Raw genomic sequence first — 11,517 nt, 5'->3', positions numbered from 1 at the left:
TCCCGATGGTCGGGAGCACGGTGACGCTCGGCGGCCCGCGCGCCATAACCTCGCGACATGGGCGAGGTATTCGTGATCGACCGGGTCGTCACCGCGCCGGGATGCGCACAGAAGTTCATCGACGCCTACCTCAACGGCTACGCGCCCGGCGCCCGTGCGCGCGGCATGACCTTGCGCGATGTCTTGGTCAGTCCACCCATCTGGTTCGACGACCGTTCCAACGTGGTCACCGTCACCTGGTCGCTGCCGAGTCCGCAGGCCTGGTGGGAGATGACCTGGCAAGGGCGGCCCGATCCGGCCGTGGCCCGGTGGTGGGACGGTGTCACCGATCTGGTCATCGAACGCGATCGCAGCGTCGCCTCCACCGCCGAGGGCGTGCAGATGGATGACGTCGCAGCGCACGTGTCCATTCCGTCATCCGGTTCGACCGTCGTGGGAGTCACCCGACTGCTCGACGTCGTCGAGTCCGAACGCGACCGGGTGCTCTCGGATTTGCGGGAGGCCGCGCACCGTAGCGGGGCGCTGAGTCCACTGGTGCAACCGACGCTGCCCGGGTCGCGCAACGGCGGTGACATCCTGGTCCACCTCCGGTTCTCGGGGCAAGAGGATTGGGACAACAGTGATTTCGACGACGTGCTGGCCGACCCGTCGATCATCCGCGTCAACGGCGTGACCTACCAGGGATCTCCGGTCCGCCGCGGCACCGGCAGTGTGTACCGGGCGCTGCTGCTGCGTGTGCCGGACGATGTGGACGCCGAGACGGTCGCGGCGTTCGAGAGTGAACTGGCGATGATGCCGCGCTACGTGTCGACGATCGCGGCCTGGCAATTGAGCCGAGTCGACACCGCGATGGGTACGAGCGACTGGACGCACGTGTTCGAGCAGGAGTTCACCGATGTCGACGGCCTGATGGGCCCCTACCTGATGCATCCGATCCACTGGGCGGTGGTCGATCGTTGGTTCGACCCCGAGACCACCGACGTGATCATCCGAGATCGGGTGTGCCACAGTTTTTGCCGAGCTGACCATGCGGTGTTGTGAGCGCGGCCCTTCGGCGTGTTGCGTCGACGGAGAAGGCGCCGACCTGCCCGCCTATTAGCGACTTTTCAGCGACAATCGCCGCATGAGCATCATGGACACCGTTTGTCCCATCATCGATCTATACTCCTGTCACGGCAGTCGCCAAACACGACATGTGTCACGGGTTTTGGGTTGTCCAGCCAACAGCGACAGAGTCGCTGATAGTCGGGCGCTGGACGGATGGGGCGCATGAGGTCAGAGATGTTCGAGTGGCGAAAACGCTGAGCGACAATGGGTTTGATGAGGTCCGCGTTGCTCGTGTGGTGATTGTCGCTGAAAAGTCGCTGATAGTCGGGCACATCGCATACCCGGCCAAAAGCCGTGATTGATGAGGCCGGGGCGCCCTTCACGCCGCGAGAACACCGGCCAACCAATCTAGACCCCGGCCGGGACGATATTGGGATTCGCCGACGTCGGTGGCTCCAACGCCGGCAGGACCGTCGCACCGTCGAGCGAATGCACTGCCAACCGCTGTGACCACGGATAGTGCAAGCTGAACGCCACCAGGCCGGTCCGCTCCGCGGCGGGAAGGTGGCACATCGCCAGCACGGTTTCGGCCAGGTACTCAACAGGTTCGGTCGGAAACGTATCCGGGATCAACGAGGCCGCGCCCGGCGTGCGGACCGCGGTGGAGGGGCCGACGCAGTTGACCGCGATGTTCGCGTCGAGCAGCTCGGCGGCCACGCCCTGGGTGAACCGATGCAGCGCAGCCTTGCACGATGCATAGATCACGTCACCGGCGGTCTTGTTGTAGTCCCGGTAGGGCCGCACGGGCGCCACTCCGGTGACCGAGCCGATGTTGACGATCCAGCCGCCACCGTGGGAGCGCATGTGCGGCACAGCGGCTTTCGTCAAGGCAAACGGGGTCTTCAGATAATGCTCCACCGTGCGGTCGAAAGTTTCCGCCGGCATGTTCTCGACGACCGAGTAGTCCGCATAGCCCGCGTTGTTGACCAGGATGTCGACCCGGCCGGTGCGCTCGACCACGGCCTCGATCAGCCCGTCGCGGGCGGCGTTGTCTTCCAGATCGGCAGCCAACCCGAAGGCCGAACCACCGGCCTGCTCGATGAGCGCGATGGTCTCCTCGATCGTGCCCGGGATCGCCTCGGTGACGCCGGCCCGGGTGGACGGGGTCGGGGCAAATGCGCGGGCGGTCACCGCCACCGTTGCACCTTCGGACGCCAGCCGCTGCGCGATCGCCCGGCCGATTCCGCGGCTACTTCCGGTCACCAATGCCGTTTTGCCGACGAGAATCTGGCTCATCGCAGGACGAAGTCCTCTTCGATCGGGGCTCGATGTTGCTGCCACAGATCCACCAACCGGTACGGCGTGGCCACCACCACGCGGCCGGACCCCGAGCGGTAGTAGGTGTGGGCATTGGGCGTATGGCACCAGACCGTGCCCTGCATCGCCTCGTCTATCCCGGCAACGTACTCGTCATAGGCGCGCTGGGTGACCTCCATCGTCGACGCCCCACGCAGGGCCATCAACTGCAGGCACTCGAAGATGTAGTGCGCCAGCACTTCCATCGAGAAGTTGGCGCCGGCGCCATGTCCGGGACTGTAATTCGGGGCCGAGGTGATGAACAGGTTCGGGAAACCTGGGACGGTGCCGCCGCGGTAGGCCCGCGGGCTCTCGCCCCATTCCTCGGCGAGGGTCTTGCCGTCACGCCCTCGGATATCGACGGTGGACAGGAAGTCCAGGTGATATCCGGTGGCGTAGATGATCACATCGAGGTCGATCTGACGGCCGTCGACCGTGACGATGCCGCGCTCGTTGATCTCCGCGGGTTCACTGGCTTCGACGTCGACGTGGTCGCGGGTCAGCGCGGCGTAGTAGCCACCGGGATCACGGATGATCCGCTTGCCGTACGGCGCGAAGTCCGGCGTCACCTTTTTCGCCAACTCGGTTCCGGCCCCGAATGTCCGGTCGATGTAGTCGAGACACATCTGCAGCAGCACATCGTTGGTCGGCGAGATCGACAGATGCGTCTCGGACCACTCAGGATCGCGCAGGATGATGGGGTAATTGTTGTCCGCCGTGCCCCAGTACGACTTGAGCCGGTGCCACATCGCATAGAAGGGCAACACCCGTCCCAGATGGCGACGGTGCTCCGGAACCTCATCGGAAAGCCGCTTGCGCGGGGCCACCCAGTGCGGTTGGCGTTGGAACACCGTCAGGTGCTCGACCTCGTCGACGCAGGCGTCGACAATCTGCACTGCCGTGCAGCCGGCGCCGATGATCGCCACCTTCTTGTCCGCCAGGTCCAACGACGAGTCCCACCGGGCCGAGTGAATACTGGTGCCGGCGAAGCTGTCTCGTCCCTTGATCTCCGGGAAACGCGGACGGTTCAGGTAGCCGGCGGCGGTGACGACGACAGTGGCATGGTCGATGCTCTGGGTGCCATCACTGGAGCGGGAGTGGATCTCCCACTGTCCCCGTTCCTCATCCCACCGCAGGGCCTCGACTTCGGTACCGAACCGGATATGACGACGCAGATCGTGTTTGTCGGCCAGTGAGACCAGATAGGCCTGGTACTCCGCGCCCTGCGGGTAGTAGTTCGACCAATCCGGGTTCACCTCACGCGACAGCGAGTAGTACGCCGACGGGGTGTCCACCCCGATGCCGGGATAGGTGGTGGTCAGCCAGGTGCCACCCACCTCGTCGTTGCGATCGAAGATCTCGAACTGCACACCCTCCTCGGCCGCCGCCAGCGCCACCGCGATCCCGGCGATGCCCGCGCCGATGATCGCCACCGTGGTGGACGAGGGAATCGGCGTGGTGCGTGGCAGCGTCGGCTGTGACGGCCGGAAACCGCCTTGTTCCAGCAGTAGATCCACGTGTTCGTCGTCGACGGCACTGCCCAGCGCGATCGGCAGCAGGCTGCTGAAGAAATCGCGGTCATCGACCGGTGCCGCGTCAGCCGGCCGTGAGCGACCGAGTGCGGCGATGATCTCCTCGGCCAGCGTCTCCGCGGTGGCCGTATCCGTGGTTCCGGCGCGCTCCGGCGGGTCCGGAACGTAATCGATCTTGGCGGCGTACCGATCGATGACCGACGCATCGCCGGTCATCTGCGCCAGCACCGCAACCAGGACACCGGGATCGGCCTGCAGCAGATGGCCGCGCAGAACGTCGGGGTCTAAATCGCGATCCGCAAGCGACGAAGATTCAGTGGTAGCCGTCATGGGATCGAGTATCGAAGGACTCCACCCCTGACCGCCCCCACCCTGTCTACTGAGCGGGAGACGAACCACCGCACCGGACCCGCCCATGCCTACCCTGCGGCTCATGCACTCGGACGACCTCGCCGCCGTCATCGCCCAGGCTCGCAGCCACAGCCTCGCCGACATCCCCCGCCGCTCGGCGCGCAAGCAGCCGGACAAGACGGCGATCATCGATGGCGACGTCGTCCTCAGTTTCGCCGAATTCGATCACCTGGTGGACCGGGCGGCGGCCGCGCTGCACGACAACGGTTTGTCACCCGGCGACCGGGTGGCACTGTTGGCGCGTAACTGCTGGCAGTACGCGGTGCTGGCGTTCGCCACGGCACGCGCCGGTGTGGTGCTGGTCCCGATCAACTTCATGCTGACCGCAGAAGAGATTTCGTACATCCTCGGCCACAGCGGAGCGGCCGGTTTCATCGTCGAGACGGAGTTGATCGGAGTCGCCGAGCAAGCGATGGCACCTGGCTCGGCGGTGCGCCAGAAGATCGCGCTGACATCCCCGGGGCAGTCCAGCCCTGGCGGCTGGCTCGATTTCGCCGAACTGCTCATCACCACGGCCGCGGTGCCCGACGTTCACCTCGACGACGATCAACTGCTGCGGGTGATGTACACGAGCGGAACCGAATCGCGGCCCAAAGGCGTGATGCACAGCAGCCGCAGTTTGATGTGGCAGTACATCAGCACGATCGTGGCCGGTTCCATGTCCGGCGACGATGTCGAAATCCACTCTCTGCCGCTGTATCACTGTGCGCAGCTGGACAACTTCCTGGCCACCGACATCTATCTGGGCGCCACCAGCATCATCGTGCCCCGGCCGGATCCGGAGCTGGTATTGCGCACGATCGAACGTTACGGCGTCACGAATTATTTTGCACCGCCGACAGTGTGGATCAGTCTGCTGCGCAGCCCGGTGTTCGACGAGGTGGATCTGTCCAGTCTCCGCAAGGGCTACTACGGCGCCTCGGCGATGCCCACCGAGATCCTGCACGAGATGCGCCGACGGCTGCCGAATCTGCGGCTGTGGAATTTCTACGGCCAGACGGAGATGGCACCGTTGGCCTCGGCTTTGGGACCGGACGAGCAGGACGCACACGCCGGGTCGGCAGGACGGCCCGTCGTCAACGTCGAAACCGTGATCCTCGATGACAACGACACTCCGGTGGCGTCCGGAACGGTCGGCGAAATCGCCCACCGCAGCGCACATTTGATGCTGGGTTACCTCGATGACGAGGACAAGACCGCCCAGGCCTTCGCCGGCGGTTGGTTTCATTCCGGCGACCTGGGCTTCTACGACGAGCACGGTCTCCTCCACGTGGTCGACCGCAAGAAAGACATGATCAAGACCGGCGGTGAAAACGTCGCCAGTCGTGAGGTCGAAGAGGTTCTCTACCGGCACAGCGGTATCGAGGAAGTCGCGGTCTTCGGCCTGGCGCATCCGGTGTGGGTGGAGGCGGTCGTCGCCGCGGTCGTCGCCCGAGCCGGCACGAACCTGACCGAAGACGATGTGCTTCAGCACTGCCGTGAGCATCTCGCCGGGTTCAAAACCCCCAAACAGATCTTCTTCGTCGACGCGCTGCCCAAGAACCCCAGCGGCAAACTGCTCAAACGCGATCTGCGACAGCGGTTCAGCCTCGAATCCACAAGCAACTGAAGGGACCCCCGTGCATACAGGACGCATCGCGCGCTTCGACGAGCCCGGTAAGCCGTTTCACATCGAAACGGTCCCCCTGCCCGAGGTCGGTCCCGGAGAAATACTGATCCGGGTGCTGCGGGCGAACATCTGCGGATCGGACGTCCACGCCTGGCACGGCACCTTCGCCACCCGCGGTTTGGGCGGGCAGCTCCCCACCGTGCTGGGCCACGAGATGGTCGGTGCGATCGAGGTGCTGGGTGACGGCGTGAGCACCGACTCCAACGGCAAGACGTTGACCGAGGGCACGCGCGTCGTGTTCCCGTACTTCTACTGCTGTCACAAATGCCGCAACTGCCTGGCCGGGCGCCGCAACGCCTGCCTGAATCTGAGAATGGCGATGTTGGATCGTGCCGACGAGCCGCCTTATTTCGTCGGCGGCTATGGCGACTACTACCTACTGCCTGCCGGTGCCGTCGTCTACACCGTTCCCGACACCCTGAGCGACGAGATTGCCGCCGGCGCCAATTGCGCACTGTCCCAGGTCATGTACGGCCTGGAACGCGTCGACCTGCAGCTCGGCGAGCACGTCGTGGTCCAGGGAGCCGGCGCGCTGGGCCTGTACGCCGTGGCGGTCGCGAAAGCGCGCGGCGCGGCCAACGTCATCGCGATCGATGGCGTACCCGAACGACTCGAGCTGGCCACCGCGTTCGGTGCCGATGCCGTCATCGATCTGAACGAGGTGGCCACCCCCAAGGATCGGGCCAAGGCGGTGCGGGCGTTGACCGACGGTCAGGGCGCCGACGTGGTGGTCGAGGTGGTCGGGCACCCGTCGGCCATCGACGAGGGCCTGCAGATGCTCGCGCAGTTCGGCCGCTACGTCGAGATCGGCAACATCAACATCGGCAAGACATTCGCGTTCGACCCGTCGCGGTTCGTCTTCACCAACAAGACCATGGTCGGCGTCTCGCTCTATGACCCGGCCGTCCTGTCTCGCGCGTTGACCTTTCTCGATCGTCATCAACACCGACTGCCGTTCGAGCGGCTCGCTGCGGCGTCGTACCCACTCGACGACATCAACGAGGCATTCGCCGCAGCCGACGGCAAGCGCGACATCCGCGCCAGCTTGATTCCCTGAACCCCGTAAGGATGACCGTGCCCAGCTACGAACACAACTCACTGTTCATCGACGGCCACTGGACCGCTCCCTCCGGGAGCGGCGTGATCGACGTGATCGACCCGGCGACCGAGGCCGTGATCGGCCACGTGCCCAACGGTGACTCCACCGACGTCGACGCCGCAGTCTCCGCGGCTCGGCGGGCGTTCGATCCCCTCATCGGCGTCGCTGAACGCCAAGATCGGGTGCAGCGGGTCATCGCCGCGATGGAGAAGCGCCTACCGGACATCGCCGAGCTGATCACCGCCGAGATGGGTGCCCCGGTTCGCATCGCGCAGACGGTGCAGACGCAGGTGCCGTTGGCCGTCGCCAAGGGCTTCGCCGACGTCCTGGAAACCTTCGAATTCGAAGAGCACATCGGTAATTCGTTGGTCCTGCGGGAGCCCTACGGTGTCGTCGGCGCGATCACACCGTGGAATTACCCGCTCTATCAGGTGGTGGCCAAGGTACTCCCCGCGATCGCCGCGGGCTGCCCCGTCGTGCTCAAACCCAGTAACGAAGCGCCACTTTCGGTGTTCGCGTTCGTCGAAGCATGCGCGGATGCAGGCCTGCCCCCCGGGGCGGTCAACCTGGTGTCGGGTCCCGGTCGGGTGATCGGAGAACGTCTCGCCGCACATCCCGACGTCGACTTCGTCTCCTTCACCGGGTCCACCGGCGTGGGTGCCCGGGTCGGCGAGCTGGCCGGCCAGTCGATCAAGAAAGTGGCCCTCGAACTCGGTGGCAAATCGGCCAACGTGATCCTCGACGGCGCCGATCTGGCCACCGCGGTCAAGGTCGGGGTGGGCAACGCCTTCCTCAACGGCGGGCAGACCTGCATGGCCTGGACCAGGATGCTGGTGCCGCAGAGCCGCTACGGCGAGGCGCTGGATCTGATCGAATCTGCCGTGGCCCGGTACACGGTCGGCGATCCGCGCGACCCGGCCACCCGGATCGGACCGTCGGCGTCACGGTCGCAGTTCGACACCGTTCGCGGCTTCATCGAACGAGCCCAGCGCGATGGCGCACGGCTGCTGACCGGTGGCGCCGAGCAGATTCGTGACATCGGGTATTTCGTGGCGCCAACGGTTTTCGCCGATGTGGATCCCGAATCCGAACTGGGGCAGGAAGAGGTGTTCGGTCCGGTGCTCGCGGTGATCCCCTACGCCGACTCCGATGATGCCCTGCGCATCGCCAACGGCACCCCCTATGGGCTGTCCGGCGCGGTGTGGGGTGCCACCGACGACGAGGCCATCGCGTTCGCCAGGCAGGTTCAGACCGGACAACTCGACATCAACGGTGGCGCGTACAACCCCGCTGCCCCGTTCGGCGGGTACAAGAAGTCCGGGATCGGCCGAGAACTCGGCCGGTTCGGCTTCGAGGAATACCTGCAGACCAAATCCCTTCAGCTCAAGGAGCAGGCGTGAGCTCACCGCTGGACGTCCACACCGACGGGCCCGTCCAAGTCTGGACCATCAACCGGTCCGAGGTCGGCAACGCCATCACCGGCAAGGACGTCATCGCTGCTTTCGAAGCCAATGTGGACGCGGTGAACGCAGACAACACGGTCGGCGCGGTGATCCTCACCGGAGCCGGCAAGATCTTCTCGGCCGGCGGCAACGTCAAGGAGATGGCCGACCGCCAGGGCATGTTCGGCCTGGACGCCATCGACCAGCGTCGGGCCTATATCGATGGCATCCAGCGGATCCCGCGGGCGCTGGGCCGCCTCGAGGTGCCGCTCATTGCCGCGGTCAACGGTGCGGCGATCGGCGCCGGGTGTGATCTGGCGATGATGTGCGACATCCGGTTCGCCTCCGAGAGGGCGTCCTTCGCCGAGAGCTTCGTCCAACTCGGGCTCATCCCCGGCGATGGTGGCACGTGGTTCCTGCCGCGGGCCATCGGCTACGCCCGCGCCGCCGAGCTGACGTTCACCGGCGAACGCATCGACGCCGCAACCGCATTGGAGTGGGGACTGGTCAGCCGGGTGGTGCCCCACGACGACCTCTTGACGGAAGCTCACGCGCTGGCAGACCGGATCGTCGTCAATCCGCCACGCGCGCTGCGGATGGCCAAGCGGCTGCTGCAGGAATCCGCCACCGGCTCCCTGGAATCCACCCTGTCCATGGCGGCGGCGATGCAACCGCTGGCCCATCACGATGCCGAACACCAGCAGCGCATCGCGAAGTGGCGGACATCGTGACCGCACACTCGGATCAGCTCCGCGCCGAGGTCCGCGACTTCCTGGCCGAGCACTTGGCCGCCGGGGAGTTCACCCCGTCGGTCGACGCCTGGCTGTGCGGCTGGGACGAGAACTTCACCGCGGCCCTGGCGCGGCGGGGTTGGCTGGGGATGACGGTTCCCGTGCAGTACGGCGGCCACGGCCGCTCGTTTCAGGAGCGGTTCGTCGTCACCGAGGAACTGCTGGCCGCGGGCGCTCCGGTGGCGGCGCATTGGATCGCCGACCGCCAGATCGTGCCGTCGCTGCTGAAATACGGGACAGAAGAGCAGAAGTCGACGTTCCTCCCCCGCATCGTGCGCGGTGAGTGTTTCTTCGGAATCGGCATGAGCGAACCGGATTCCGGCTCGGATCTGGCCAGTGTCCGCACCCGTGCGGTACCTGTCGAGGGCGGCTGGTCGATCACCGGCACCAAGGTCTGGACGTCGGGAGCACATCGCGCGCACGCGTTCATCGTGCTGGCCCGCACCGAACCGGTGGATCCGGCACGCCGGCACGCCGGGTTGAGCCAGTTCATCGTCGACCTGCGCGCGCCCGGCGTGCAAGTCCGCCCGATCGTCTCCATGAACGGCGGGCACCACTTCAACGAGGTCGTACTCGACGAGGTGTTCATCGCTGACGCCATGGTCTTCGGCGAAATCGGCCGAGGCTGGACCCAGGTGACCTCCGAGCTGAGCTTCGAACGCAGCGGCCCGGAGCGATTCCTGTCCACTTTCCCGCTCCTGGCTCACGCTGTCGAACACCCTGCCCCGCAGGACAAACCGGATGCCGAGTTGGGACGCCTGATCGCGCGCGTCGCCGGTCTGCATCACATGTCGACCTCCGTGGCCGAGGCCCTGGAACGCGGTGAGAATCCCGACGTCTCGGCCGCCGTCGTCAAGGTTCTCGGGACCACGGTCGAAGGTGACATCGCCGACTTCGCCGACCGGCAGACCGGCGACGACAATCCAACGGACGCCGAGTGGACGCAGCTGGTGGCCACCGCGGTGGACCAGCGGCCCGGTTTCACCTTGCGCGGCGGAACCAACGAAGTACTGCGCGGTGTCATCGCGCGGGGATTGGGATTGCGATGAACACCACCGGACTCGCTCCGAGCCCATCCGCGGCGGTGGATCCCGATCTGGCGGCGATGATGGACGGCGTCTTCTCCGATTACCGTCAGACCACCCCCGTCAAGGCTCCCGGAGAACGCGTCGAGTACGACCGCGCACTGTGGCAGCGGCTCGACACTCTCGGCCTGGTCCGACTGACCGGCGCCGAGGCATCCGGCGGCAGCGGGGCGGGTTGGCTTGAGGCTGCCGAGTTGCTGAGGGCCGCAGTGCGGCATGGTGTTCGCGCTCCCCTGGCCGAGCATGACCTGTTGGCCTGCTGGTTGTTGGAGGCGCTGGACCGGCCGGTCGACGACGCCGTGCGCACGGTGTACGTCGCACCACACGGCGACGCGGCCGGTACGCCGGTGCCGTGGGCCGGTGACGTCGACCGCGTCGTGGTGCTCTGGCCGACCGATGACGGCTACCGGCTCGACGAGATCGACACCGCGGCCCTGTCGATCAGCGCCGGCACGAACCTGATCGGCGAGCCTCGCGACCCCGTCAGCATCGACACCGCAGCACTCAGCGGCCACCCCGTATCCGAGGAACTGGTGAGCCAGCTCCGGCGAAAGTCCGCGCTGATCCGGGCGATCCAGGTGTGTGCGGCGCTCGACCGTGCCGTCGCACTGTCCATCGACCACGTGGCCTCACGCATCCAGTTCGGCCGTCCCCTGGCCAAGTTCCAGGCGATACAGAATCTGATCTCGGATGCCGCGGCCGAGTCGGCGCTGGCCCGTGCCGCGACCGAGGCCGCGCTGCACACGGCCATCGCAACGGACTGGCAGTCAGCACAACTGGACTTCCAGATCGCGACAGCGCGCTCCTGTGCCGGCAATGCCGCCTCGGTCGTCACCCGCAACGCACACCAGGTGCACGGCGCGATCGGTACCACCCATGAGCATCGACTGCACACCTACACCCGTGCCGCGCTGGCCTGGCGCTCGGAGTTCGGCTCGGTGCGCTTCTGGGACGAGCAGGTGGCCGCGGCAGCCACAGCGGCCGGCGGACAGCAGCTCTGGGCATTGATCGCCGGCGGATAGCGGTGTTCCGCTGACCGGTCACCAGTGCTGTCACCGGCGCCACATGCCAGGTTGACTGCCGGC

Annotated in this window: 9 protein-coding genes; 7 read left to right on the top strand and 2 right to left on the bottom strand. The window is 66.1% G+C overall.

The genetic code is table 11. From position 1 onward, the window contains the following. Positions 1-57: 57 nt before the first annotated feature. Positions 58-1,041 (top strand): Dabb family protein, encoded by a 984-nt coding sequence (locus A5740_RS18230; RefSeq protein WP_083654237.1) that lies wholly within the window; start codon positions 58-60, stop codon positions 1,039-1,041. A gap of 414 nt (positions 1,042-1,455) precedes the next feature. Here the strand turns inward: A5740_RS18230 and A5740_RS18225 are convergent, their stop codons facing one another. Together A5740_RS18225 and A5740_RS18220 are read right to left on the bottom strand one after the other, a co-directional pair. Beyond that, complete coding sequence (locus A5740_RS18225; protein ID WP_076196244.1) at positions 1,456-2,343, bottom strand: SDR family NAD(P)-dependent oxidoreductase; 888 nt, start codon at positions 2,341-2,343, stop codon at positions 1,456-1,458. Further along, a complete protein-coding gene (locus A5740_RS18220; protein WP_076196242.1) occupies positions 2,340-4,265 on the bottom strand; it encodes an NAD(P)/FAD-dependent oxidoreductase in 1,926 nt (641 codons plus the stop codon). The genes A5740_RS18225 and A5740_RS18220 overlap by 4 nt, the downstream gene beginning before the upstream one ends. Before the next feature lie 103 nt (positions 4,266-4,368). Between A5740_RS18220 and A5740_RS18215 the strand changes: the two genes are divergently transcribed. The 6 genes from A5740_RS18215 to A5740_RS18190 are packed head-to-tail and all read left to right on the top strand — an operon-like array spanning position 4,369 to position 11,454. Then, positions 4,369-5,955 (top strand): acyl-CoA synthetase, encoded by a 1,587-nt coding sequence (locus tag A5740_RS18215; RefSeq protein ID WP_076196240.1) that lies wholly within the window; start codon positions 4,369-4,371, stop codon positions 5,953-5,955. Between the two features lie 10 nt (positions 5,956-5,965). Then, positions 5,966-7,072: a zinc-binding dehydrogenase gene (locus A5740_RS18210; protein ID WP_076196238.1), complete on the top strand. Its 1,107-nt coding sequence runs from the start codon at positions 5,966-5,968 to the stop codon at positions 7,070-7,072. Between the two features lie 11 nt (positions 7,073-7,083). Continuing rightward, positions 7,084-8,514, top strand: coding sequence for an aldehyde dehydrogenase family protein (locus A5740_RS18205; RefSeq protein WP_076196236.1), 1,431 nt, complete (start codon positions 7,084-7,086; stop codon positions 8,512-8,514). After that, on the top strand, positions 8,511-9,287 hold the full coding sequence (locus A5740_RS18200; protein ID WP_076196234.1) for a crotonase/enoyl-CoA hydratase family protein: 777 nt from the start codon (positions 8,511-8,513) through the stop codon (positions 9,285-9,287). The genes A5740_RS18205 and A5740_RS18200 overlap by 4 nt, the downstream gene beginning before the upstream one ends. Next, positions 9,284-10,396, top strand: a complete 1,113-nt coding sequence (locus A5740_RS18195) for an acyl-CoA dehydrogenase family protein (RefSeq protein ID WP_254849241.1) — start codon at positions 9,284-9,286, stop codon at positions 10,394-10,396. The genes A5740_RS18200 and A5740_RS18195 overlap by 4 nt, the downstream gene beginning before the upstream one ends. After that, complete coding sequence (locus tag A5740_RS18190) at positions 10,393-11,454, top strand: acyl-CoA dehydrogenase family protein (protein WP_076196230.1); 1,062 nt, start codon at positions 10,393-10,395, stop codon at positions 11,452-11,454. The genes A5740_RS18195 and A5740_RS18190 overlap by 4 nt, the downstream gene beginning before the upstream one ends. The last annotated feature ends 63 nt before the right edge of the window (positions 11,455-11,517 follow it).

The organism is Mycobacterium sp. GA-1841 (assembly GCF_001954135.1).
In the GTDB taxonomy this organism is placed as follows: domain Bacteria; phylum Actinomycetota; class Actinomycetes; order Mycobacteriales; family Mycobacteriaceae; genus Mycobacterium.
This window is presented reverse-complemented; position numbering and strand designations above follow the sequence as displayed.